Origin of the sequence: Paraburkholderia oxyphila NBRC 105797 (assembly GCF_000685075.1) — a bacterium.
GTDB lineage: Bacteria > Pseudomonadota > Gammaproteobacteria > Burkholderiales > Burkholderiaceae > Paraburkholderia > Paraburkholderia oxyphila.
Genome location: NZ_BAYD01000101.1, coordinates 1 through 24,847, shown reverse-complemented (window position 1 = coordinate 24,847; position 24,847 = coordinate 1). Strand labels below are relative to the sequence as shown.

The window sequence follows — 24,847 nt, the reverse complement described above, 5'->3', positions numbered from 1 at the left end:
AGTGTGACACTACGAAAAAACGCGAAAAATCGCGAAAATTCACGAAAAATCAGCGCATTGCCGCTGGGCGCGCATCCTGCGGGCCCTCGCAGTCGAACGGCGCGGCGCTCACACGCAGTGCGACGCCGGCAAGGCGCCGGCTCTGCAACTCGCGCGCGACCGATTCGCCCACGTAAGGCACTTCGGAATCGAGTTCGATGTCCGCATGCGCGTTCGGCGTGCCCACGTCGTACACCGTGACGCCCTTGGCGTAATGCCCAAGCTCACGTTTGATGAAATCGTGCACTTCTTCTTCGCTACAGGTTTCGGGGACGTTCCAGACGGTCAGGTGCATGTTGAACTACCAGTAGCGGCGCGGTCGGTCGGCTCGCACCCGCACGGGTTGCAGACTCGCGCGCGCCTTTGCGCGAGCCCAAACCGCCTGTCCGAGCAGGGCTGCGGCTGCAAGCAGGACAAGACTCGACGATAGCATTTCGCTTTCTCCTCTTTTGTTGATCATAGGCAGGATAGTCTCAATCTCCAGCCTGCGCGCTGCGTCATATTGTCGGACGGCAGCCGGTCGGATGAGCCGATTCCGTGCGTGCAATCATCGTGCCTGGCAGGGGCACATCGGTGCGCTGGAATCGGGGCGTGGGTCTGCCTTGGGAGGGCGATTGTGCGCGTCAGGGACCTTCGTCGCTGCTCGCCGAGGTGGTATCGCCCACATCGGTGCCGCATTGCATGCGCGTGAGCTGATCGTACTGGTGCGCCCAATTGCCGGTGATGGCCGCCTGAGCATGAGCGAGCGATATCCGCCCCGCACATACGCAACGCTTGAGCCGCACGGTGAGGAGCGACTTGCGCCGTTCGCCGGCATGACCGCCCCACGGGAGCAGGTCGAAATTCGCGGCGGCATCCGGCGAGCCGCCGAGCAGGATCGGCACGCGCCGATCGAGCGCGTAGGCAACACCGTCGCCGGAGTCGATGCCGCGCGCGGCAAGCAGACGATCCTTCTGCGCCATCGCTTCGTCGAACGGTGGCGCCACGGTATCGGCGTAGCCCGGCCGGCAAATCGTCTCCGCCACCGACTCCTGGGTGACGCGCGCATCGAGCAGTTGCGCGTCCTGCGCCATGACGGGCGCGCTGCGCACGGCACCGCCAACGGCGAGTGCCAACAGCGCGCCGTGCAGCGCGTAACCGAGCGAGCGCGGGCCGCGCAGAGGCTCCCGGCATGTCCTGCCTTCAGCCATGCGACGCCCGGCTCGACGTCCTTCTGCCAATTCTGCGTTCATGGGTCGACGCACCGTACGCTGCCGTACGACACGAAATAGATGGTCAATGCCGGGTAATTAAAACACATTCAAATTCTAAGTGGTGAATCTGCTGCGCCAACAACTGCACGTTACGGCAACCCGCGGCTCGCCGCGCCGGGCCGGTTCTTCGCACTTTTGGCGTTGCCTCAACCGGCACGCATTTCCCGAAACATCCCTCTTCGCCATCGCGCGGCTACCCGCTCCTTCTGGAACGGCGACAGACATCCATGCCTAACCCCGCGAGTCGTAAGGAATATTTTATTTCGTTATGCAGATTAACAGGCGAACTCGGGCGTCACCGAATTGCGCATGCATGAGGAAACATGCATGCGAATGGGGGAAAAAAGAGGGTTCGGTTGACGTTGAGTCAGCCGAGGGCGCTTGGGACATCCTGGCCACAAGCGCCCGAACACATTTGTGCAACCCGCAACTGGCATTCCATCGGTATTCGGCGCGCGCTCGACCGAAACAACACCCCCGCTGGCCGCACGTTCATATCACACTTGACCGCATTGCAGCCGCAGCGCGATCGAACAACGATTAGCGCGATCGACCGCAATGAGCCTCGATCGCCCGAAAGACACCGACGCGAGCTTCGGCCACCCAATGTACTGCGTCAGCGGGATCTTCGAACGTCAATGCCCGGGTTTCGACCAAGGCTTCTCCGCGATCGGCATTACGCGCCACGCGCTTGCCGCTTGCAAAAAAATCCGCTTCCGTTCCGTGCCCAAAATGCAGTTTGCTCATGGTGTGTGCCTCAATGCGCTCCAGTCACGCGTGAACTGATCTTCGATGTCTTCAAAGCTCACGAAGCCCACCGCCTCGACATTTCCAAAGTAATGTCGATGATGGTAGCCGTGCGCATTGTCGTAACCAATGACCCTGCCGTTATCGCGTTGATAGATGTTGTGATTGATATAGGCCAGGTTGTAGCGCGTTACCCGGCCTCTCTCGTTCACCCACACTTCGCGTCGCAATTCGCCATTGCCACGGCGTTTCGCGATGATGTGGCGTGCGTCATGGATTTTCCTTTCAGCCATGATACCTCACGTCATATTGGCCTATGCCGTATCGAGCAGGTCTCAATTTGATTCTCCTCGTTCAGGGCAAAGAACGCTCTCGGCAGGGCAACCGCGCCTTGGATGGGTTGATGCGCACTGGCGTTCTTTCGTGGAAACATGCCCCGATGAGAGCAGAGATCCTGGCGTCGCCGCAAGATCGGCCGTTCAGGCAATGGCGGCGGCAAAACCGATGGCGCATAATGAGCCGCCCGCCAATCTCCGCTCCGGAGGCCGGCGTGCCCATTCAAAGAAACGAGGATTTCCCATGTCCATCACCATGTATCAAGCCTCGGTGCCCGTGCTCGTGCGCGGCCTCGCCAACCTGCAGACCATCATCGGCAAGGCACAGGCACACGCGGCTGAAAAGCAGATCGATCCCTCGGTGCTGACCGGAGCACGGCTGTTCCCCGACATGCTGCCGCTCGCGCGCCAGATTCACATTGCCACGGACACGGCGAAGGGCTGCGCCGCGCGCCTCGCGGGCGTGGATGCACCGAAATTCGAAGATGTGGAAGTGAGCTTCGACGACCTGCATGCGCGTATCCAGAAGACGATCGATTATCTGAATACGTTCAAGCCCGAGCAGATCGACGGCACCGAAGGCAAGAGCATCACGCTGAAGATGCGTTCGGGCCCGATCGAGTTCACGGGCCAGAACTACCTGCTGGCTTTCGTGCTGCCCAACTTCTACTTCCATGTGACGACGGCGTACGACATCCTGCGCCACAACGGCGTCGAGCTGGGCAAGCTGGACTATCTGGGCGGCAATCCGAGCGCGTAAAACGCCAGGGTGCGCGGCCTTCGCTCGCGAGGCCGGCGCAAGCTCCGCACGAGCAACGTGTGATGCAACGGAGCCCGCCGCATGTGCGCGGCGGGCCATTTAGCGATTGGGTCGGGTCAAGCGCATCAATCGAGTGAAAGCCGCACCGCGAAACCGATCAGCGCCGACGAAAATGCCCACTTCTGCACGGTCTGCGCGAGGGGATGCCGGCGCAGCCACACGGCGATGCGCGCCGCGCCCAGCACATAGATCACGTCGAAGAGTGCGCACACGATCACGAGCAGGATGCCCAGTTCGGTGACCTGCAACCAGACCGAGCCCAACTCGGGGCGGATGAACTGCGGCAGCAGTACCGAGCAGAACAGCAGCGCCTTCGGATTGAGCAGGTTGGTCAGCAGGCCCTTGAAGAAGTCCGCGCGCAGCGGACGCTCGGCCGCGGCGCCCGCCTGATCCGGCAACGCAAAAGCCGGCGCGCGGAAAATCTGCACGGCGATCCATGTCAGATAGACAGCGCCCGCATAGCGCACGACCTCATAGAGCCAGGGCGCGTTATGCAACAGTGCCGCGAGCCCGCACGCCGAGAGCGTGACGTGCGTGGCGCGCGCGAGCGCAAGGCCGCAGGCCGCCGCGAAACCGCGGCGCGCACCGCGGCTCATGCTGGTCTGCATCACCAGCGCCATGTCCGCGCCCGGCAATGCTGAGACGACGATCAGAGCGGCAATGAACATCAACAGCAGGTGGGCGGAAATCATGATGGCCTCGTTTGAAAGAGGCTCTATGTTGCCGCCAATGCCGGAGCGAATTCTGACGTTTTTTGTGGATAACCCTTCAATTTGAAGCGGAATACCCTAAAATTTCCTCATCGGAATCGGAAATCCACTCCACGACATGAACGACCTCGACAAACTCGACCGTGCGATCCTCGGCGCATTGCAGGCGGACGGCAGAATGCCGATCGCGCGGCTCGCCGAAACCGTCGGCTTGAGCGAAACGCCTTGCGCGCGCCGCCTCAAGCGGCTCGAGCAGGACGGCTATATCGAGCGCTACCGGGCCATGCTCTCGCGGCGTGCGCTCGGCTACGGCGTGCTCGCCTATGTCTCGGTGCGCTTCGCCGTGCACGACCGGGCATTGGCAGACCGCTTCGAACGTGAAGTGTGTGCCATCGAGCGGATTCTCTCGTGCCACAACGTGGCCGGCACAGCGGACTATATTCTGATGGTCGTGGCGCGCGACCTCGACGACTACGGCACCTTCATGCGCGACGAATTGCGCAGTCTGCCGGGCGTCACGGCGGTCGAATCGGCGCTGTCGCTGCGCGCCGTGAAGTCCGAGGGCCGACTGCCTCTGCCGTGAGGGTCCCCGCCCCGCCTTACCCTCTTTTCTAACCGGAGCTTTCGATGAACCCAGAACAGGCACGAGCCGAAGAAGCCGCCGCGATGGATCGCGTGCTGAACGCAACGCAACGCGTCAAGACGGCGTTCGCCGCCTTGCAGACGCAGTTTCCGCCGCAGGGCGAAGGCCGGCCGTCGCAGTTCGCGCTGCAGACATTCGACGCCGCGCTGCAGGAGCTCGAGGACGCCCAGGCGGCCTTCGACGAAATGCTCAACGACCTGTTCGATGGCAATCGCTGAGGCACTTGAGCCGCCCGTCACGGTCCTTCCTGGGTGCCGGCGTCGTCATCGAGCGCAATGGCGCGTGGCTGCTCGGTCTTCGAAGCCAGCTAGCGCTGAGTCCCGGGCAGTTGCCGGACGAAGGCCGCAATCCGCTCGCAGGCCTCGACGAGCCGCGCGTCATCGACCACGAAGCCGAAGCGCACAAAGCCGCTTGCCGTTTCGCCAAACGCACTCGCGTCAAGCAGCGACACTTTTTGCGCCTCGAACAGCTGCCATGTGAACGCGTGCGGATCGAGGCCGGTGCCGCGCACGTCGATCATCATGAACATGCCCGCTTCCGGCAGCAGGCAACGCAGCCCCGGCACACCGCTCAGGCGCGCATAGACGAGATCGCGCCTGCGCCGGTAGATCGCGCGCATTTGCGCCACGATCTGCTCGCGCTGCTCCAGTGCCGTCAGCGCTGCCTCCTGGATGAAGCCGGGCAAGCCATAGAGCATGCACAGCGCAAGCCGCCCCAGATGGCCGATCAACGTCTCCGGCGCAATCACCCAGCCAATCCGCCAACCCGGCATCGCATGCGATTTCGAAAGACTGCCGAGCGTGACCGTACGTTCCGCCATGCCGTCGAGCAACGCGATGCTCACGTGCTCGCGCTCGAACGTGAGATCGGCATAGACCTCGTCCGAAACGACCCAAAGATCGCGGCGCTTTGCGAGCTGCGCGATGCGCTCGAGGTGCTCACGCGGCATCACCGCGCCGGTCGGGTTGCACGGCGTGGCGAAGAAAATCGCCCGCGTGCGCGGCGTGACCGCCGCTTCGAGCGCGTCGCAATCGAGATGAAAACCGTTGTCCGGATCGACGGGCACCGGCACGAGCGTCGCGCCCGATGCGCGAATCGCGGCCTCGTAGGTCAGGTACATCGGCTCCGGCACGAGCACCTCGTCGCCCGCTTCGCACAGGCATAGCGAAGCGGCGAACAGCCCGTTCTGCGCACCCGCGCACAGAATCACGTTTTGCGCTGTCACTTCGCGCGCGCCCGCCGCCGCGTGCTGCCGCGCAATGGCTTCGCGCAAAGGCTCGCGGCCCATGATGGCCGTGTAATGCGTATCGCCCGCGCGCAACGCCGCCATGGCGCGCTCGACGACAGGCTCGGGGGTCGCGAAGTCCGGGTCGCCCACGCTCAGGACGATCACGTCCTCGCCACGCCCCGCCGCCTGCTGCGCGGCGTGATGGATCTCCCATGCCGACGTGCGCCGCCCCTGCAAGCGCTCCACCAGATTCGAATATTTCATCGTCCGCGACTCCCTGTGACGGCACGGCGGGCGTCGATGAAACGCCGCCTGCGTCGGTTCGTGTTCAATCCGTGCTCATTGCCCGATGCGCATTCGCACGACGCGCACATCGCAGCGCCGAACGGCGTGGACACAACGATACCAAGGAACGCGTTCAAGGAAAAATAGCGTGCCGGTATTTCCGAACGGAAACGCCCGCCCCGCTCCCGGTTTCCGTTCGGAAAAAAATCACGCAGCGGGCGCGATCCCGCGCGCGGCAAGATTCGCGTAGAGCGCGCGCACGCCGAATGTCCATGGCGCAATCTCATCGCACAGCTTCACCGTGTTGACGAGTGCGCCCAGTTGCGGTGTCGAGATCGTCACGATGTCGCCGATATGATGCGTGAAGCCCGAGCCCGCCGCGTCGCGGTCCTGGATCGGCGAGAACATCGTGCCGAGAAACAGCATGAAGCCGTCCGGGTATTGGTGATGCGCGCCACAGGTCTGCTCGACGAGCTGCAGTGGGTCGCGGCTGATTTCCCGCATATGGCTCACGCCGTCGAGCACGAAGCCGTCGTCAGCGCCCGCGACGTGCAGCGAGACGCTTGCCTCGCGCACCGAATCGAGCGTGAAGCGGCCATCGAACAGGCGCACGAACGGACCGATCGCACACGACGCGTTGTTGTCCTTGCATTTGCCGAGCAGCAACGCCGAACGGCCTTCGATATCGCGCAGGTTCACGTCGTTGCCGAGCGTCGCGCCCATCGCCACGCCGCGCGCATTCACCGCCAGCACGATCTCCGGCTCCGGGTTGTTCCATGCCGATGCACGCAGCAAGCCGACATCTGCGCCGAAGCCCACCGCAGACATCGGTTGCGACTTGGAAAACACTTCGGCATCTGGACCAATTCCCACTTCGAGATATTGCGACCACGCCCCACGACGCCGCAACTCCTCCTTCAGGCGCGCCGCGGCTTCGGAGCCCGGCGCCATCTGTGAGAGGTCGGCGCCGATCAACGCGGTGATGCTCGCGCGCACATCCGCTGCCTTCGCGCGGTCGCCACCCGCCTGCTCCTCGATCACACGCTCGATCAGGCTCACCGCAAAGGTCACGCCGCACGCCTTGATTGCCTGCACGTCGCAAGGCGCGAGCAGGCGCGCCGGCCCTTTGGCCGAACGTCCTGCACCCGCTGCGTCGGGCGCCCCAGGCAGGCTCGCAGCAAGCAGATCCGCCACCGTGCCCAGCGCGTCGCCCGGTGCGTTGCGCGCGATCTCGAGTGCATCGTCGCGATCGAACAGGTCCGCCGTGGTTGCCACAATACGCGTAATGTCGAACACCTGGCCGCCGCGCACGGCAACCACACACGGCCCCTCGTGCGCGCTATCGCGCCGCCAGACGCGGCCGACGAGCAACGCCTCTTCGAGATCGATGGGCAGGAATCGGGAAACTGACAAATTGGCCATGATGGTGGACCCGCTTCGTTGCGGGTGTTGACGACGTCACATGGGATAAAGCATGTCGATCGTAGGAGCGCCCGAGCACACTGTCCAACCTGGTGCTAGTATTTCCAACCTGTTGGAGATCGAATCGGTTCACGAGCCATGCCTGCCGCCTATGAAGTGCCCGCGCTCAAGCGCATCCATGACATTCTCGACGTGCTGGCGCACGCCCAGGCACCGGTACGCGCCGCCGCCATTGCAGAGCAAACCGGCCTTTCGCGCAGCACGCTCTATCTGGTACTCGACTCACTGGAGCGCCGGCGCTGGATCGAAAAGCGCGCGGATGGCTATATCATCGGCGTGACGCTGTTCGAGCTCGGCAGTGCCTATGTGCGCCATGACCAGCTGCAGGAAGCGTTCCGACATGAAGCGGCAACCTTCGTTTCCATTCACAACGAGGTGGTGCAGCTCGCCGTGCTCGACGGTGCCGAGGTGGTCTATATCGCTCGCGAAGACGCCGCGCGGCCGGTGCGGCTCGTCTCCGATCTCGGCTCGCGCCTGCCCGCGCATTGCTGCGCGCTCGGCAAGGCATTGCTCGCCAGTCTTTCGGATGACGAAGTAACAGGTCTATTGCCGAAGCAGCTTGCCGCCGTCACGGGCCGTACCCTGACGCGGCGGCAGGATCTTCTGCAAGCGCTCGCCTCGATCCGTCGCTCGGGGCTCGCCCAGGAGCGCGAAGAAGTCACCGCCGGCCTCGCCTGTTTTGCGGCGTTCGTCGGCGTGACCGTGCTCGGCAAGCGCGTCGCGGTCAGCACGAGCCTGCCGCTCGAGCGGCTCGACGCACGCCGCGAAAAGCGCATGGCGATCGCCATCGTGGAGATGGCGCACCGCATCGGCAAGACGCTCTGAGTAGCGGCGCGCCCACGCAGTCTGGCGCGCAAGCTTGCTCAGTGCGAATGGCGCGGCTCACCGCGCTGCGCGATCACACGCAGATAGAGTGTGGCCGGTTCGAGGCAGCCGCCCGTCGAAAGCTGCCCGACCGTCTTGCGGTAAAGCTCCTGCCATGGCGTCTGGGACGGTGGTGCCTGGAAATCGGCCTGCGCGCGGCGGCGTTCGAGTTCGTCTGCATCGATCAGCACTTCTACGCGACGCGCGTTGAGATCGACCTTGATGCGATCGTCCGTGCGCAGCAACGCGAGACCGCCGCCCACCGCGGCTTCCGGCGACATGTTGAGAATCGAGGGGCTCGCCGAGGTGCCGCTCTGGCGTCCGTCGCCCATGCACGGCAGCGAGGTCACGCCCTGCTTGATCAGTTCGGCCGGCGGCGCCATGTTCACGACTTCGGCGCTGCCCGGATAGCCGACCGTGCCGCAACCGCGAATCACGAGCATGCAGCGCTCGTCGATCTTCAGCGACGGATCGTTGATGCGCGCGCGATAGTCCTCGGGGCCGTCGAATACGACGGCGCGCGCTTCGAACACATTCGGCGCACCCGGCTCGCTCAGATACGTCTTGCGAAACGCCTCGCCCACCACCGACATCTTCATGATGGCGCTGTCGAAGAAGTTGCCGGAAAGCACGATGAAGCCCGCGCCGTGCTTGAGCGGGTCGTCGCAGGAACGGATCACGTCGTGGTCCGCCGCGGGAGCGGTATCTGCAATCTCGCCGATCGTGCGGCCCGAGACGGTCTGGCAGGCGCGCCGCACGAGCCCCGCGCGATCGAGCTCGTGCAATACCGCCGGCACGCCGCCCGCGCGGTGGAAACTCTCGCCCAGGTACTCGCCCGCCGGCATCGTGTTCGCGAGGAGCGGTACCTGCTCGCCATGACGCTGCCAGTCTTCGAGCGATAGGTCGACGCCCATATGCCGCGCAATAGCAATCAGATGTGGCGGGCAGTTGGTCGACGCGCCCAACGCCGAAGCCACCACGATCGCATTCTCGAACGCCTCGCGCGTCATGATGCGCGAGGGGCGCACGTCGTCGCGCACGAGGTCGACGGCGCGCTTGCCCGTGGCATACGCCATCTGCCCGCGCTCGCGGTACGCGGCCGGAATGCTCGCGCAACCGGGCAGCGACATGCCGAGCGCTTCGGCAAGGCAATTCATCGAGAGCGCGGTGCCCATCGTGTTGCAGTGCCCGATGGACGGCGACGAAGCCGTGGTGAGCGCCATGAAGCCTTCGTAGTCGATCTCGCCTGCCGCCAGCAGATTGCGCGCGTGCCAGATCACCGTGCCCGAGCCCACGCGCTTGCCTTCATACCAGCCGTCGAGCATCGGGCCGCCCGAGAGCACGATGGCCGGCAGGTCGACCGTGGCCGCGGCCATCAGGCACGCGGGCGTGGTCTTGTCGCAGCCCGTCGTGAGCACGACGCCGTCGAGAGGAAAGCCATGCAGGATTTCGACGAGGCCCAGATACGCGAGATTGCGGTCGAGCGCGGCCGTGGGGCGGCGGCTCTGCTCCGCGAGCGGGTGCACCGGGAATTCCATCGGAATCCCGCCGGCGTCACGAATGCCCGCCTTGACGCGCTCCGCTAGCGCAATGTGATGGCGATTGCAGGGCGCAAGGTCGCTGCCCGTCTGCGCGATGCCGATAATCGGCCGCCCCGACTGCAGCTCTTCGCGCGTGAGGCCGTAGTTCATGAAGCGTTCGACGTAGATCGCGGTCATGTCCGCGTGCGAGGGATCGTCGAACCATTCCTGGCTGCGCAGACGGCGCGGGAGAGATTGGCTCATGATGCGGTGTCTCCTGTCTGGGGCCTGCCCGGCTCCCCTTTTGATGCAATCGGCGCAATAGGTGTTACCGGTAACAATCGAATGTTAGCACGGACATCCGGCGCTTCAAGTCACGAAGACTATGCTATCAGAGGGCTTTTGCAGGGACATCGAAAGTTCGCGCGTCCGCGGACGCAAGCGGCCCTTTCAGGCGCTTTCGCGCGGCACCACGGCGTAGTGAATGCGCGTCCTTGCGGTGCGGCGCGCGCGTGCGCCACGCTCGCCTGCGTCGGCGGCGAGCGCGCCGAGCAGCGCCTCGCCCGCGCGGCGGCCGATCCCATAGGCGTCCACCGAGACCGTCGTGATGGCCGGATGGCAGCACGTCGAGATCTCGAAGTTGCCGAAGCCCGCCACGGCGATATCGCCGGGCACCGTGATTCCGCGCCGCTGGCACTCCATGATCGCGCCAAACGCGGACATGTCGCTCACGCACATCGCCGCCTGTGTGTCGGGCCAGCGCTCGAGCAGCGCCGCCATGGCGGGACCGCCGTGGCTCATGGTGATGGGCGAGTCGCCCAGGCGCACCACGCGCGGCTCGCCGAGCCCGAGCGCCTTCACTTCGAGCTGATAGCCCTTGAGCCGGTCGATGCCGCGCCGATCCAGCTCACTCGCGCCGCCGAGAAACGCGATGCGCCGATGACCCTTTTCCGCCAGATAGCGCACCATTTCGCGCGCAGCGCTCACGTTGGAAAACCCGACCGCCATGTCGACCGGCGCCGCTGGCAGCTCCCACATCTCGACGACCGGCACACCGGAGCGCTCGAGCAGCGCGCGCGTCGCGGCGGTGTGCTGCGAGCCCGTGAGCGCAATGCAGCGCGGCTGGTGGCGCAGCATCTGGCGGACGATGCGCTCCTCGCGCTCGGGCAGATAGTCCGTGTCGCCGATCAGCAACTCGAGCCCGTGCGGCTCCAGTACGGCCGTGAGCCCGCTCACGGTGTCCGAGAAGTTCGAGCTCGATAGCGAAGGCACCAGCACCGCGGCGAACGACGAGCGCCCCGAAGACAGGGCGCCCGCCGCCGCATCGGCAACGTAGCCCAGTTCGTCGATCGCACGCTGCACGCGCTCACGCGTGGCTTCCGAGGCGCTCTGCCCCGCCAGCACGCGCGAGACCGTCATCTTCGACACGCCCGCGAGGCTGGCTACATCGGACATGCGCGGCGGCGCGGGTTTCGAAGCGGGGGGCCTGGTCATCGGGGAAAATTCATCGGATTGGGGACAGTGCATATAATAGCGGGCGCGGCGCGCGTGCCAGGCGCGGCACCGCGAGAGCGCGTCGGCGCGCGCAGGAGCACAATGCACGCTGACCGGCCTTGCCGCCCATGCCCACGCTTCCCATGCCCGGCTCGACGCGGGCGCGAGCGCGATCGCGCCACACCGCCAGCTCGCCCAACCCTGGAGACACGCCATGCCCTCTTCGCCACGCAGCGTCGCGGAAAAACGCGCAGCGTTCCGCGCCTTGCATGCTTCCGGCTGCTTCCTCTTGCCCAATCCCTGGGACCCGGGCAGCGCCCGCTATCTCGAGGGTGTCGGCTTCAAGGCGCTTGCCACGACCAGCTCGGGCTTTGCATGGTCGCGCGCCCACGCGGACAATTCGCTGCCCCGCGAGGCCATCCTCGCGCATCTGCGCGAGATGGTCGCCGCCACCGGTTTGCCGATCAACGCGGACTTCGAAAACGGTTTCGGCACCGATGCGGCCGGGGTCGCGCAAAGCGTGGGCCTCGCAGTGGACACGGGCGTGGCAGGGCTCTCGATCGAGGATTCGACCGGCGACCCAGCCGCGCCGCTGTTCCCCCTGGAGGTCGCGGTCGAGCGCGTGAAGGCCGCACGCCGCGCGATCGACGAACGCGGCGGCGACACGCTGCTCGTGGCGCGCGCGGAAAACTTCTTCACTGGCGAGCCCGATTTCGACGATGCGCTTGCGCGCATCAAGGCCTATGCGGCGGCGGGCGCGGACTGCCTCTACATGCCCGGCATCCACACGCGCGAGCAGATCGTTGCCGTGGTGACGGCCGTGGCACCCAAGCCCGTCAACGTGCTGATCAGCTCGGCCTCGGAATTCACGCTGCAGGATCTCGCCGCAATGGGCGTGCGGCGCGTGAGCGTGGGCGGCGCATTGGCGCGCTCGGCGTGGGGTGGCCTCATGCGCGCAGTGGAGACGCTCGTGCAAGGCCGCTTCGACGGCTTCGTCAATGCAGCCCCCGGCAATCAGCTCAACGATCTATTCAGGGATCCTTCCTGATTTTTTCGACGATGCCGCGTGTGGCATGTGCCGGTAGCGGTCCTCAAGGGATGACGAAGCGCTTCACGAGTGTCAGCTCGCCCGGCTTGCGCATGGGCGCGCGTACCGTCTCGCTCTTTTCGTTCGGCGTGCCTTCGTCGGTGATGATGGTCACTTGCGCCACCGTCATGTCGCTGCCGCTATTGCCGTTGCCGTAATAGTTCACGTAGACGAGATAGGTGCCGTGCAGCGGCGCGGCGCTTGAATAGATCTCCGGGCCATAGCCCGTCGTCACGTCCACGTCGAGCGCGCCGCCGTTCGGCGCCACGCGGTCGGCGTAGAACGTGTGCACGCCGTCGGGCGACACCACGTGGAGGTCGAGATCGGTGCCGTCGGTGTCCCACGCGAGCACGATGCGCAGGCGCGCCTGCGTCTTGCCCGTGTAGGCATCGTAGAACTGCACGCGTTTGCGCGTGCCGTCCGCCGTGCGCAGTTCCACGCTGTTGCTGCCCGCACCGAACGCGAACGGCCGCGAGAACGTGCCGTCCTCCTCGATGCGCTGTGGCATGGGCGTGCCGTTCACCACGAGCGTGCCCACCGAGGTGCCCGGCTTCGCCTTGGGCGCCGCCTTGATCTGCCCCGCGATCAGCGCGTTGACCGATTGGCCTTCCGGTGTGCTCACGGCCGCTGCGGGATAGTGGACGTCCTGCGTATAGCGCGCCTGATCCCCAGCCGAATTGCGCCAGCCGTTCAGCGGCGCGGTGAAGTCGACCGTATCGGCGTGCGCGGCGCTCGCGAAGGCGCCGAGCGCAAGCGCTACGCCCACGAGAACGTGGTGCGAGAAACAACGATGGAGCCGGATCGCGTTCATGCGGGTTCGCCTGGTTGTCCTGTCGAAATTGAAGCTCAAAGCCGCTCGCTCTTCACGAGCACGAGGTCGCCGATCTTGCGCAACGGCACCACGCGCGTTTCGCGACGCTCGTTTGGCGTGTTCTCGTTGAACACGAGCGTGAGGGTGGCGGTGATCACGTCGCGATCATGCGCAGCGGGATCGAAGTTGTAGCCCGTCGAATCGAAATTGCCCCAGTAATTGAGGAAAAATAGCCAGGTGCCATGCTCCGGCGCCGCCGAGGAGAATATGCCCGGCCCGGCGCCATCGACGGAATCCACGTCGAAGCCGCTGCCGTCCTCGAGCGTCGGATTCGCAAAGAAGGCGTGCAATCCGCCTGGTGTGATCACGTGCAAATCGACTTGCGCGTGCGGGTCGTCCCACGTCACGATCGCCCGCAGTTTGGCCTGCGGCTTGCTGCGATCCGCTTCGTAGAACTGCATGCGTTGATGCTTCGTGCCATCGGGCGAAATGATTTCGATGCTGTTCGAGCCGGCGCCAAATGCCCAGGGCCTCGCGAAGAAACCTTGCTCGTCGGTGTAGAGCGGCGTGGGTTTGCCGTTCACGACCAGCATGGGCGGACGGCGCGCGTGTGGATCAACATGTTTGAGCTGGCCTTCGATCAGCGTGCGAAAGCGCTGCGCGCCGCGATCGACGGGCGGGCGCGGATACGCCGCCACGTATTGCTCACCCTCGTTCGTGAGACCGCTGTGACGCCAGCCGTTGAATGCGCCGGTGAGGCGCGCGAGTGTGTCGGAATCCGCGGCATCGCCGGCCGCGTGTGCAGATGCACACACAAGCGCGGCGGCGGCCGCCACTGCGAGCACGCGTGCGCCCATGCGCCGCCGTGCGGCGCCGGGCTTGCCAATCGACATCAATCGCTGTTGCACGAGCGCTTTCATGGTCATTCAGCTTCCTGTGAGGATCAGCTTGCGCGCGGTCTGCTCGATAAACGCCTCGTCCTGCCCGCGCGGATGGTGCGCGAACGCGAGATGCAGATACTCGTGCGCGAGCGCAATGCGGTCGTCGTCGGAGCGCAGGCGGCGGATATAGACGCGGTTGCGCCCAGCATCGGCATAGGGGCGGCCCGTCGTCACCTCGCAGACGGCCGGCAGCTCGGGTTCTTCATAGCCCGCCTCCCCCGCGAGGCGCCGCGCCCAGACCGGCGCCTCGCGGCCCAGCCAGTCACGCGCGCCGGCCACCGGCTCGCAGTCGCCCGCGAGCGGGCTCGTGAACGCGGTCAGCGTGGCCTGCGGCCAGGTGCGCGCGAGAATCGCATCGAACGTGAGGCCCCGTTGCGCCGCGGCCTTCGCGTCGAGCCAGCTCATCTGGCCGGTCGCGGCCTTGTCGTGATGAAACTGCACGGGCACGCCTGCGAGCACGAGGCCGTCGGTGAAATCTGCGGCGTTGCGCGAAGCGGCTCGTGGGGCGCGTGGCAAGACGCGCTGCGTGCGGCTGCTGTCGTCGATACGGTAGCAGCCGCGCTCGCGGCCGGCGTTCTGCACGAGATAACTGCGCGCCGCCACCGCGAGCGCGCGCGCCGCCTGCGGCTGCGCCGTGTCGCCTTCGCGCTCGACCACGCGCGCGACGTAGTCGTTCATGCCGAAGCGCCCGACGATGCGCGGCTTGCCCGACTCGTCGCGATCGAGCAGCAGTTCGCCATGGCTTTCGATGGGCAGCCAGTTGCCGTTCTCGAATCCCACGCTGAAGCTGCCGTCGAGCAGGCCGGGTTGCGCGGGCCGGCCGCCCGCGCGCGTTTCGATTACGTTTCGTATCGGATAACGAGAAAAGAAGTCGACAATCACGCAGGCGCGGTCGTCGGGCACGGCGCTCTGCTCGACCAGCGGGGCAATACGCGGCGCCGCGGCGGCCAGCACGCGCACACTGCCCCCGCGCCCGCCGAGCCAGACCGGCGTCCCATCGGCCAGCCAGCCCGCCGCGCCGCCTGCGTAGCCGCCGGGGTTCGACGGATCGGGCATGGTCCACGTCTTGGCCCGCAGCAGGCTGCCGTAGAGCAATACGGTGCCCTCGCCGCGCCCGCTCGTGACGACCGACACCAGCGTGCTCGCCGTGTCGTCGCGGGCGCGTGCAGGCACGGCCTGCAAGGCCTTGAGCAGGTCGTCCACGCGCACGCGGCGCTCCGGGCGCAGCGCGTAGAGATCCTGCAGCCACGCCGGCGCCTTCAGGGCGCGCCAGTATTGGCGCCACCCGGCAGGATCGAGCTGCAATCTGTGCGGCTCGAAAAAGAGGCCGCACGACTGCACCAATGCGCGGTCGCGGTCGATGTGGCCGCCGGTCATGCAGCAGTACACCTCCTCGCGGTCGCCGCCGTCGCACTGATAGTCGGGTGCGGGGATCCGCCGGTCGACGAGATAGGCGTAGACGAACAGCTTCCAGACGCTGCCCAGCTGCGTATCGAGCGTCGGCGGCAAGGGCGCGCCCGCGCCCGGCGCACCAGGCTCGGCGGCGGCATCGAATGTCCACAGCCGCGCGTCGCCGTCACGCAACCACGCGAAGCGCAGCGCCGACGACGCCCTTGCCCCGCCCAATGTCGATGCAGCCGGCAGCGTTCTCGCCGCGAGTTCGCCCACCGCGGCGTGCGCATCGCGCGGCGCGTTGCCCACAAGCGCAATGGCGAGCACGCACATCGCGCTCCACCTGACCATACGCACCGTCACGCCAGCCTCACTCGATGCGCAGCGTGACCATACGGTCGCTGCGGCCGCCTTCGTACGCCTTCTGCTCCGGCTGGTACATCCGGAAGTAACGCGCCGGCGGCATCGTGAACGTGCCAGGCAAGGCGAAGCGCACGAGCTGGCGCAGCGCCACGGGACGATCGAGCAAGGGCACGGGCTGGTGATAGCTGAGCTCGCCCATCTCGTAGCTGGCCGCGCGCGCGAACGGCTGCGGACCGCTGCCGCCCTCGCCCGCGCCGGGCAGCCCCGCAATGCTCACGCCCCAGCTCGTCGCTTCCACGGAGCCACCCGGCGGCAGCGGCACGTCGAGCAAGCCGTAATGCAGCGCCGATTTGTCCTGCGGTGTGAGCGTGACTTCGTCGACATAGAGCGCGTTGCTGTCGATCGCGTCGCCGGCCTTCATGCGATGCGCCTCGAACGTGAAGCGGCCCGCCTGCTTTTCGGCGTCGCTGGAAGGCGCGATCGGATCGAGCCGATAAAGCGTGCGCTCGACCTTCAAGGGCAAGCGGCTCGCCTGGGCCGCGCGGCTGCGGTACGACACCAGCGCCGAGACGTCCTGGCGTGCGCCGCCCAAGTCGAGCGAGGTCGGCAGCGCCGCGCCCGTCCACTTCCACAGGGTGGCGCCCGTGGGCGTCGCCGTGCGCGTCCAGTCATTGCCTTGCAGCGTGGGCAACGGCTGCGCGGCATCGCCCGAGCGTGAACCGGCCATGGCTTTGCGCAGCCACAGCAGCGTGAGCGCACGGTCGACAGTCGGATACGTGGCGCTGCTCTGTGCAAGCACAGCGTTGGCATCGACGGGCGTGCCCGCGTCGCCGGCCATCGCCAGCAGGCTCTGGATCAGCGGCGTGGGATTCGACATGAGCGACGCGCGTGCGCGCGCGGCCAGCGTATCGAAGCCTTCGGGCAGGCTCGCGTTCGTTGCCCGCGCCGTGTATGCGGTCAGCACCACGGCCGCTTGCAGGCCGCGCGGCGATTCGGGCGCGGCGAACACGAGACTGTCTTCCACGCCGTATGCGTCGCGTAATGCTTTGGCATCCTGATCGAACATCGATGCTGCCTGTTGCGCGAGCTGCCCGGCCACGCCCGACACGGGCGTCGCCACCGGCAGGCCCATCTGCTGCAACAGCCAGAGCGCCAGTGCACGATGCAGCAGCGGCTCCTTCGCGCCGTTGTCGCGATAGATGTCTAGCGCATGCTGCCAGTTGCTGTCCGGCAACGTGATGCCGAGGCTGCGGCTAGCGAGCCAGTCCGCGTAGTACGCGTACGCGGTAATGAACGCGCTGCCCCCCGTGGTGTCGCCCCACCAGCCGAATGCGCCGTTGATACCGGCAAGCAGCGCAAGCCGCTGGCGCTGGTTGCGCAGACGCGCCTCGAGGCCCTGCGTCGTGCTCTGTGACCCAGCGGCACCTGGCGCTGCGCCGTCTGCGCCGCGGTCCAGCGCGTCGTGCGCGAGCGCGAGCGGTATCAGCCGGCTCGAGGTCTGCTCGGCGCAGCCGTATGGGTACGCAATGAGATCGTCGGCCACGCGCGCGAACTGGCTCGTGCCGCTCGAGACGAGACGCACGCGCACGTCCTGCGCATCGGGTGCGAGCGCAAGCGGCTTCGGATTCGCGTCGAGCGGGACGGACATTTCACGCAGATCGAGCCAGCCCGGCGCGCCAAGGCTCACCGATGTCTGCAGACGGTCCATCTCCTTGCCGTTCACGCGCAGGCTCGCATCGACAAGACCCGGTGTGAGCGCGACGCGCGGCAACGACAAATAGTTGGCCCCCGGCTTGAGCGTGACCTTGCGATCGAGCGCGAGGCCTGCGCCATTGACCGTCCACTGCGCATCCACATCGGACGTGCCCTGGTTGAACGCAAGCATGTCGATCGCCGGCTGGTCGCCGCTGCGGAAACTCGCGGGGCCGCTCCATTTCAGATAGAGCGGCTTGTCCGAGCGTACGTACGCAGTGCGCTGCCCCACGGTGCCGTCCGCGGAAATCGCACGCACGGTGATGCGCCAGCGCGCGAGTGCGTCGGGCATGCGGAAAGTCATGCGTGCATGGCCGCTTGCATCGGTTTGCAGATCGGCCTGCCATGCCGCCGTGTCGATGTCGTCGCGGCGCGGACGCTCCAGCACCTTCACGCCACGCTCGTTGTACTGTCCGCGTTGCGGACCGCCCGGCGCGCCGCGCATGGCGGACAGCGCGAGGTCGTAGGTGATGAACGAAAGGCTCGACGTCGTGCGCACGTTGTTGCGGCGCGGGTGATAGAAGAAGTCCACGATGTCGGGCGCAATCTCGGGCTGCAGCACGTACACCATTTCATCGACCACGCTCACAGTGAGATGCGCGGGCAGCGCCTTGCCGGCGAGCGTGCTGCCGAGATCGAGCGTGACGGTTTCACCCGGCGCGTAGACAGGCTTGTCGCTCTTCACCGCGAGATCGATCGACGGCTTCGCGACCACGATGCCCGCGTTCTGGAATACGTATTCGCCATCGTGCACGTAGAGCACCGAGAACGTCATATTGGGTGCGAACTCGGGGCCGACCTTGATGCGCGCCTTCCATTGAGTGGGTGCAACGCGCGTGAGGCTCAGCCAGTCCGCGCCCTTCGAAAGCAGTGCGCGCGCTTCCACGCTGTCGCGTTCGAGCGTGAGCAGCGCATCGTCCACGGCGTACGGGAAGGTGATGAGCGCCTCGGCCGTATCGCCAATCCGGTAACGATCGCGGTCGAACACGATCTCGACGCTGCCGGGAATGGCCTTCAGGCCGTCTCCCGCTACCCAGTGGCTGGCTGCCGCGAGCAGGTTGCCCGCATCGTCCGTCACCGAGAGCATGTACGAACCCGGTTCGTCGAATTGCAGCGGGAAACTCACGGCACCGCCGGCGCCTGCGGCGGGCAGCGCGCCGTCGGCCTTCGTCTGCGACTCGAGACGCACCCACTCCCACTTCGCCGGCTTGTGCACGCCCGGGCTGGCCGCGTCGGCGCCAGGATTGAGATTGCCATTGGCGAGCGCCGCCAGCGTGAACGTCACGGGCTCGCGCGGCTGCGAGAACGACTTGGCCGTGCTCAGGCGATACGGCGTCGCGCCGCGCGCGATCAGCACCTCGCGCGTCACGCGCACGCGATACGCGGCGCCGTCCTGCGCGAACAGCGTGAGCGCGTAGCGGCTCGGCTCCTTCGCGGCGGGCAGCGTGAGCGTGGCATTACCGTCACTATCGGTCTGCAGTTCCTGCTGCTCGAGCTTCACGGGAAAGAGGCCCGAATAGCGCAACTCGCCGTCCACGATCGCCACCTTCTGCGCGCGCAGCGTGACCGACACCTTGCCATTCTTCACGGGCTTGCCGTCCGGATAGCGCAGCGCGATCTTGCCCTTGGGCGTGTCGCCGGTCGCGTAGTCGGACTTGTCCATCGTGAGGTTCACGTCGAAGTGCGGCTTCACATACTCCGCCACGCGGAATGCACCGCCATAGCTGTCGCCGTTGTAGTCGAAGCGCAGCGTATAGCCGCCGCCCTGGGCGCTCGCCGGCAGCGTGAAGGTCGCCTCGCCGCCGCTTTCCGATGCGAAATCCACGTTGCGCGTCGCAATCGGTGCGCCGTTCGGATCGAGCACGTCGAGCTTGAACTGCGCGGGCGCGGCGGGCGTCGACTGATTCGCGCTCTGGAACGTGCGGCCGACGAACTTCACGTGGACGGCGTCACCGGGACGATACAGCGGCCTGTCGGTCACCGCGTAGATCTTGGTGTTGTAGATCTCACTGTCGTAGTAGAAGTTTTCCGATACGAAAACGCCACCCTGCGGATCGCTGCCGATCACGTAGCTGCGCTCGGGCGAGACGTGCTGGAGCACCAGCGCGCCATCCGCGCCCGTGGCGCCGCTTTGCAGCACACCCACGCCGTCGGTCCAGTTCACCTCGGTGTTGGGCACCGGCTTGCCGTTGTCGCGCCGCGCAGTCCACACGAGCAGGCCGCTCGACGCGGCCTTCACGACCGCGACCGTATCGGAAACGAACAGCAGCGTATGCGCGCGGTAGTTTCCGATCATCGCCTCGACGAGATAGAGCCCCGGCGGCAGCTTGCCGACGGGAATCATCACATTGCCCGAAGACGCCTCCACGAAGTTGCTGCTGCTGCCTTCGAGGTTCACGCCCTTGGGCGGCTGAATGGTCTTCGCGTTCCAGATCGGGTAACGAAAGCGCGTGACGAGTTCGTAGCCGCGTAGCGGCGCGAAGCGCGATTGAGGCTCGAAATGCGTGGGCGCGTTCGGCTGCTCGCCGAGCTTGAATTCAGGCTTCGCCTCGGTGACCTTGCTGCGCGTCGCGAACGAAAGCACGCGTTGCCAGGCGCGGCGCGCATCGCTGAGCCAGCGGTCCCACAGGTATGCCAGCGTGTTCGCGAGGCCCTCGCCCTGATAGTTCGGCTTGATGTTCAGGCGATGCAGGTTCTTCTGCGCCTTGAGAAACGCGAGTGCGTTCGGCACCTTGTAGACGACGATATCGGCGCCGCCATAGCCTTCGAGCTCCGACTGGAATTCGCGGCCCGGCGCTTCCAGACGCACTTGCGCGAGCTGATTGCTGCCGAAGCTCGCATCGGAAAGCAGGAAGAACGGCTGGCCCTGCACGACCTGGCTGTCGTAGCCGCTCGGCGTCGGCGCTCCCAGCGTGGGATTCGCGTCGATGCTCTGCTGCACGGCGTTGTCGCCATCGTCGGCCCAGGCAGGCGCCGCGCCCAGACAGAAGCACAGCGAGAACAGTGCGATCAGCGTTGCAAGCAGCGCCGAGGCACGCCGATGTGCGCTGCGTTTCGCATCGGAAATCCGGGCTCGCGCGAAGAATTTCGCATTGGAAACGCGCGAGAAAAACAGCGCAGCGAAACGCGGTATGAGAAGCAGACGTTGCATGGCGGCACTCATGGCGTCAGGAACGCGAAACGAAACACACCGACGAAGTTCGGATTGCCGTCGAACGGCTGCCAGCGGGAATCTTTCCATTGCATCAGGTCGGAAACGGCAACGGCGCGCAGACCGCTATCGGTCGGCGTGACGGTGCCCGTGTGATAGGCGATGTAGCGGTCGAGCCAGATCATCAGATGCTGGTCGTCGCCTTGATCGAAGAACAGCAGGTCGCCCGGCAGCGCCTGATTGACGTCGCGCGAAACGAAGCGGCTGTTGCGTTGTACGAGCGCGATGGCCGAGGCGTAGGCGCCCACGCTGCCGTCGATGCGAGTCCAGCGATTCGCAAGCGAGCGCTGCTGTGGGCTCAGTTGCAGCTCGGGGGGCAGCCGGCTCGCGTCGCCGGCACTGTTCATGCCGTTGGCCTTGAGCCAGCGCGCGTCGTGCTCGCGCAGCGCCTCCATGGCCGCAAAGCGCACGAGGCCCGCGCAGTCGCGCTGGGTCCAGCGTGGCGTGGGGCCACGACGCATCTGCTGATCGACGATGCGCACGAACCACGCACGAAATATCGTCGATTGCTCGGGCGTGAGCGCGTCGGGGTCGGGCGCAGCCTGCGTGGGCATGAGCGCGCACGCCGGGCCAGCAAGCGCCACGCCGAGCGCGGCCACGCCGGCCGCCGCGCATCGATGGAGAAACCGGCGGCGCATGGTCAGTCGCCGCTCGTGCCGGGCTGGGCCGGCCGGTCTTCGGCGCTCTGCGCGGTGTCGGCGCCAGCGTCGCCATGGGACGTGTCGCCGGCATCGTTGTCCGTATCTTTCGGGCCGGCGCCCAGCGGATGCCCTGCTGCCGCGTCGCCGCGCGGCGCCACGCTCGCGCGCGGCTCGACATGCCACTCCACGGGCACCCAGCCCGCCGACGAAGGCAGCGAGTCCGGCAGGCTCAACGCCAGCGGCGGATAGCTCGCCACTGCGTGCAGCTTCGGCAACAGATGTGTGCGCGCGGCATTGCGGAAGATCGCTTCCTGATCGGCCGGCAGCGCACGGGCCGCCTCGCGCTCCACGAGCGCCGCCGCGGTGGACGGCATGACCGAGACGACCGTGGTCGAGAGGCGCTGCGGCGAGAGCGTGTCGGCGATGGCAGGATAGCGCTTGTCCAGCACAGCGAGCGTGTCGTCCACGAGACGCCCGTCGGGCGAGAACACCACGTAGCCATGCGCGAGCGCGAGCGTCACCGGGAAGTAGCGCGGCTCGGACAACTGTGCCGCGTAGGGCGAGCCCGCACTTTGCGCCGTGCCCGAGCGCGCGCTCACCGCGCGGGTCCAGAGCGTGACGCCGGCGGACGGCTCGCGTGTCTGGACGGGCAAGCGCCGATAGCCGGCCTCGTTGCCCGCCCTCGCTTCATAGGCGCCGATAGCGTCGCCAAAGACGCTCGCGAGCGCCCCCTTGATTGCCGCAAGTTGCGCCGGATCCTGCGCCGCCTCCGGCTTGAGGCGCGCGACGAACACAGGCGCCACGAGCGTGGATTTTGCATACCAGCACACGCCCGCGGGTCCTGCGAGGCGCTCGCGCAGGACCTTCGACGCGGCTTGCTCGCCGTCTCCCAACCTGTCGAGCAAGTCGGCCGCATCGTTCCAGTCGACCGGCAGGCTCGCGCAGGCCGCTGCATTGGCGGGCAATGCGCGCCATAGATCGGCGCTGTCCCAGTGCTGCGGCAGACGGGCGGGATCGATCAGCGCCGCCGTGCTCCATGTGCCGCTCGCCTGCACATCGTTCTTGCCCGACGCGGCGAAGTCGAAACGCAGCGCATTGACGCCCGAGAAAAAGGCTTGATAACCAAACGAAAGATAGTTGACCGACACAATCAGCCGATGCCCGTTCACTTCCGCGGGCGCGTTCTCGAGGCGATACGTGCGCAGGGCATCTGCGCCGCCGTCGTCGAGCATCTTCGCGAGCGCCTTGGCGCGCTCGCCAACCGTCTTGCCGTCGGCGTCTAGCAGAATGCCGGGCTCCGACATGATGATGAGCCGCTCGCCCTTCGCCGCGAACAGCAGCGTATGGCCAACCGCGAGCTTGAGCGCGTAGACCGGCACGTCGCCCGAGAGCGTGGCCGCCTGGCTCAGCTGGCTATCGCTGGCCGCCACGTTACCCATGGCCTGCATCAGCTTCGCGAGGCCGTTGCGGCGCATCGTCATCACCCAATAGCCGAGGCGGCCATCGGGCGAGCGCCACAGCAGCACGCGCGAGGGTTCGTCGAATACACGCTTGATGAGTTCGTCGCGCCAGTCGAGATCGTGCTCGAATGCGAGCCGCCGCACGGCGCCTTCGGCGGAAAGACGCGTGGAACTGGATTCGTAATAGTCGACGAAATCGCGCGTGAGCAGTGTGCGCAACAAAGGCACGCGTATCATGTCGCCCGGCAGACGCGAAAGAGCCGCGCTGTCGATAATTGCGTCGGGATAGCGAATATCGAAAGCGAGTTCGTGAGATCCAAACGCCGATCTCCCCCCGAAAGGACGCCAAATCGCCTGAATGGCGACTAGCGCAACGATTAAAACCGCGGCGGTTAGCGCGGCCTTTTTGCGCGTTAACTTCATCGAATCAATCGCCCTGAATTGGAATATTGGTTTTCTTTCGCACCGTTGCGCCGATTAAAAGGCGCGCATGGCCGTTTGTTTGCCGCGCACGAACTCTTTCTCTGAGAACGGCTATTTCCAGTTGGCAGGGATACTACCTTAAAAGCCATTTAAATGGCGTGAATGATTCTGGCCACGGGATATATTCGCAATTTTTAACATTTTATCGTTATGCATATTGCGTAACGCATTATCGACGGCCCGGATCAAGGCGCCGAATTGAGGCGATGCGCGCGTCTTTCGGGCCGTTATTGCTACATTCCGCCCGAGACCAGGCTGATGTCGTCAATCAACGATGGCGCCACGCTGCCCAACGGCGTGACACCTGTCGGCAAGGGGAATGGCGCGAGCAACATGATCGCGGGGAGCCCGATCACGGCATCGGTTCCCGTCGGCACGACAAGTGCATCGGGTTCGAATCCCGCAGCCTCGCAGGGCGGCCTCATCACCTTCGACTGCGACTACAGTCCTGCCGGCGATGCGGTGCGTATCAGTCCGCCTGTCGTGAAGAACGTCAACATTTCCAACGTCACGGCCAGCAACGTGTCGTCGGGCGGTGCCACGGCGTCGTGCTTTCAGGCGATCGCCGCCCAAGGGCCGGTCGCCGCGGACTATAACGGGCCAGCGCCCACACCAACGGTGCTGCCTATCAGTGGCGTGACGATCTCGAACTGGAATCTCGGCACACCGGTTTGCAGCGGCGCGGCATCGGCAACGAATCCTGGGCCGATTTACGTCAACAACGTGAACGCCATTGCACTGAGCAATGTTGTGATTGGCGGGACGACGTACAACACATCGCTTGTCGGATAGTACGCGGACGGCGCCTGGTTTGCGCAAGGCGCTTCGTAGCAGGCGTAGACGCCTGCCGCGCAGGGTCGGCGCCCGCACGCGGTGCTGAAGCCATGTACTCAGTCGGCTTCGCGCACAGGCAGTATTAATACGCTAATCGTGCGGTCGTTCCAGAACATGTTGTGCACGCGCGGCTGGAGCGCGCGCAAAACTTCATCGGATACGTTGACGTAGTGCAGCAGCGCGGCGGGATGCGAGCCCGTACCCGCTATGCGCTGAATGTTGTCGTACGGCGGGAAACCATACTTCTGCAAAAAAGCGTTGATCTCGTCGTCGGTCACGCTTTCATCGACGTTTCCAAGCAGCAATTCGGCCATGGCGCACCTGACTTCGAAGTTGAAATTCGGTGTTCGGGGTGGGCGTTCAAGCGCTCATGATAGTGTGCAGTGCAATATGGCGCCTCCAAATGGGCCATGTGCTCCGATGAGGTCATGGGCGAGGTGCAATTCTGCTGG

At 65.8% G+C, this 24,847-nt stretch carries 21 protein-coding genes and 1 pseudogene; 6 read left to right on the top strand and 16 right to left on the bottom strand.

Annotation, left to right across the window (positions count from 1 at the left end):
• Positions 1 to 49: 49 nt before the first annotated feature.
• From BO1_RS38515 to BO1_RS58375, 4 genes are all read right to left on the bottom strand, one after another.
• Positions 50 to 334: a hypothetical protein gene (locus BO1_RS38515; RefSeq protein ID WP_028222129.1), complete on the bottom strand. Its 285-nt coding sequence runs from the start codon at positions 332 to 334 to the stop codon at positions 50 to 52.
• 328 nt (positions 335 to 662) lie between these two features.
• Positions 663 to 1,271, bottom strand: a complete 609-nt coding sequence (locus BO1_RS54560; protein ID WP_407670057.1) for a hypothetical protein — start codon at positions 1,269 to 1,271, stop codon at positions 663 to 665.
• Between the two features lie 561 nt (positions 1,272 to 1,832).
• Positions 1,833 to 2,039, bottom strand: a complete 207-nt coding sequence (locus BO1_RS59770; protein WP_156992630.1) for a hypothetical protein — start codon at positions 2,037 to 2,039, stop codon at positions 1,833 to 1,835.
• The gene (locus BO1_RS58375) at positions 2,036 to 2,332 is read right to left on the bottom strand and encodes a toxin-antitoxin system TumE family protein (protein WP_028222128.1); all 297 of its coding nucleotides are present in this window, start codon (positions 2,330 to 2,332) and stop codon (positions 2,036 to 2,038) included. Before BO1_RS58375 ends, BO1_RS59770 begins: the two co-directional genes overlap by 4 nt.
• A gap of 286 nt (positions 2,333 to 2,618) precedes the next feature.
• On the opposite strand from BO1_RS58375, the gene BO1_RS38500 reads away from it, so the two are divergent.
• Positions 2,619 to 3,134, top strand: coding sequence for a DUF1993 domain-containing protein (locus BO1_RS38500; RefSeq protein WP_028222127.1), 516 nt, complete (start codon positions 2,619 to 2,621; stop codon positions 3,132 to 3,134).
• A 125-nt stretch (positions 3,135 to 3,259) separates the two neighbouring features.
• Here the strand turns inward: BO1_RS38500 and BO1_RS38495 are convergent, their stop codons facing one another.
• Entirely contained in the window at positions 3,260 to 3,886 is a 627-nt protein-coding gene (locus BO1_RS38495) for a LysE family translocator (RefSeq protein ID WP_028222126.1), read from the bottom strand.
• A 136-nt stretch (positions 3,887 to 4,022) separates the two neighbouring features.
• Between BO1_RS38495 and BO1_RS38490 the strand changes: the two genes are divergently transcribed.
• The gene (locus BO1_RS38490) at positions 4,023 to 4,487 is read left to right on the top strand and encodes an Lrp/AsnC family transcriptional regulator (protein WP_028222125.1); all 465 of its coding nucleotides are present in this window, start codon (positions 4,023 to 4,025) and stop codon (positions 4,485 to 4,487) included.
• A 44-nt stretch (positions 4,488 to 4,531) separates the two neighbouring features.
• On the top strand, positions 4,532 to 4,765 hold the full coding sequence (locus tag BO1_RS38485) for a hypothetical protein (protein ID WP_028222124.1): 234 nt from the start codon (positions 4,532 to 4,534) through the stop codon (positions 4,763 to 4,765).
• An 89-nt stretch (positions 4,766 to 4,854) separates the two neighbouring features.
• On the opposite strand, the gene BO1_RS38480 is transcribed toward BO1_RS38485, so the two are convergent.
• Both BO1_RS38480 and BO1_RS38470 read right to left on the bottom strand, forming a co-directional pair.
• The gene (locus tag BO1_RS38480) at positions 4,855 to 6,039 is read right to left on the bottom strand and encodes a pyridoxal phosphate-dependent aminotransferase (RefSeq protein WP_028222123.1); all 1,185 of its coding nucleotides are present in this window, start codon (positions 6,037 to 6,039) and stop codon (positions 4,855 to 4,857) included.
• Positions 6,040 to 6,267: 228 nt separating this feature from the next.
• Positions 6,268 to 7,482 (bottom strand): fumarylacetoacetate hydrolase family protein, encoded by a 1,215-nt coding sequence (locus tag BO1_RS38470; RefSeq protein ID WP_028222122.1) that lies wholly within the window; start codon positions 7,480 to 7,482, stop codon positions 6,268 to 6,270.
• Positions 7,483 to 7,620: 138 nt separating this feature from the next.
• Here BO1_RS38470 and BO1_RS38465 point away from each other — a divergent pair, with 138 nt between their 5' ends.
• Positions 7,621 to 8,367 (top strand): IclR family transcriptional regulator, encoded by a 747-nt coding sequence (locus tag BO1_RS38465; protein ID WP_028222121.1) that lies wholly within the window; start codon positions 7,621 to 7,623, stop codon positions 8,365 to 8,367.
• Between the two features lie 38 nt (positions 8,368 to 8,405).
• Here the strand turns inward: BO1_RS38465 and BO1_RS38460 are convergent, their stop codons facing one another.
• Together BO1_RS38460 and BO1_RS38455 are read right to left on the bottom strand one after the other, a co-directional pair.
• Positions 8,406 to 10,190, bottom strand: a complete 1,785-nt coding sequence (locus tag BO1_RS38460; RefSeq protein WP_028222120.1) for an IlvD/Edd family dehydratase — start codon at positions 10,188 to 10,190, stop codon at positions 8,406 to 8,408.
• A gap of 186 nt (positions 10,191 to 10,376) precedes the next feature.
• Complete coding sequence (locus BO1_RS38455; protein ID WP_174490625.1) at positions 10,377 to 11,420, bottom strand: LacI family DNA-binding transcriptional regulator; 1,044 nt, start codon at positions 11,418 to 11,420, stop codon at positions 10,377 to 10,379.
• A 214-nt stretch (positions 11,421 to 11,634) separates the two neighbouring features.
• On the opposite strand from BO1_RS38455, the gene BO1_RS38450 reads away from it, so the two are divergent.
• Positions 11,635 to 12,468 carry an isocitrate lyase/PEP mutase family protein gene (locus tag BO1_RS38450; RefSeq protein ID WP_028222118.1) on the top strand — a complete coding sequence of 278 codons (834 nt, stop codon included), beginning with the start codon at positions 11,635 to 11,637 and terminating at the stop codon, positions 12,466 to 12,468.
• 43 nt (positions 12,469 to 12,511) lie between these two features.
• Here the strand turns inward: BO1_RS38450 and BO1_RS38445 are convergent, their stop codons facing one another.
• From BO1_RS38445 to BO1_RS38420, 6 genes are all read right to left on the bottom strand, one after another.
• Entirely contained in the window at positions 12,512 to 13,318 is an 807-nt protein-coding gene (locus tag BO1_RS38445) for a YfaP family protein (protein WP_062876985.1), read from the bottom strand.
• A 35-nt stretch (positions 13,319 to 13,353) separates the two neighbouring features.
• Positions 13,354 to 14,175 carry a YfaP family protein gene (locus tag BO1_RS38440; RefSeq protein WP_043288391.1) on the bottom strand — a complete coding sequence of 274 codons (822 nt, stop codon included), beginning with the start codon at positions 14,173 to 14,175 and terminating at the stop codon, positions 13,354 to 13,356.
• Positions 14,176 to 14,244: 69 nt separating this feature from the next.
• Positions 14,245 to 15,984 (bottom strand): DUF2300 domain-containing protein, encoded by a 1,740-nt coding sequence (locus tag BO1_RS54545; protein WP_084688571.1) that lies wholly within the window; start codon positions 15,982 to 15,984, stop codon positions 14,245 to 14,247.
• 37 nt (positions 15,985 to 16,021) lie between these two features.
• Positions 16,022 to 20,917 carry an alpha-2-macroglobulin family protein gene (locus tag BO1_RS38430; RefSeq protein ID WP_084688569.1) on the bottom strand — a complete coding sequence of 1,632 codons (4,896 nt, stop codon included), beginning with the start codon at positions 20,915 to 20,917 and terminating at the stop codon, positions 16,022 to 16,024.
• Positions 20,918 to 20,925: 8 nt separating this feature from the next.
• Positions 20,926 to 21,615, bottom strand: a complete 690-nt coding sequence (locus BO1_RS38425; RefSeq protein ID WP_043288375.1) for a DUF1175 domain-containing protein — start codon at positions 21,613 to 21,615, stop codon at positions 20,926 to 20,928.
• A gap of 2 nt (positions 21,616 to 21,617) precedes the next feature.
• Positions 21,618 to 23,501, bottom strand: coding sequence for a DUF2138 family protein (locus BO1_RS38420; protein WP_028222113.1), 1,884 nt, complete (start codon positions 23,499 to 23,501; stop codon positions 21,618 to 21,620).
• A gap of 333 nt (positions 23,502 to 23,834) precedes the next feature.
• On the opposite strand from BO1_RS38420, the pseudogene BO1_RS38415 reads away from it, so the two are divergent.
• A pseudogene (locus BO1_RS38415) lies at positions 23,835 to 24,353 on the top strand (endopolygalacturonase); the annotation flags it as partial.
• A 98-nt stretch (positions 24,354 to 24,451) separates the two neighbouring features.
• Here the strand turns inward: BO1_RS38415 and BO1_RS38410 are convergent.
• A complete protein-coding gene (locus BO1_RS38410; protein ID WP_028222111.1) occupies positions 24,452 to 24,709 on the bottom strand; it encodes an RNA-binding protein in 258 nt (85 codons plus the stop codon).
• Between the last annotated feature and the right edge of the window lie 138 nt (positions 24,710 to 24,847).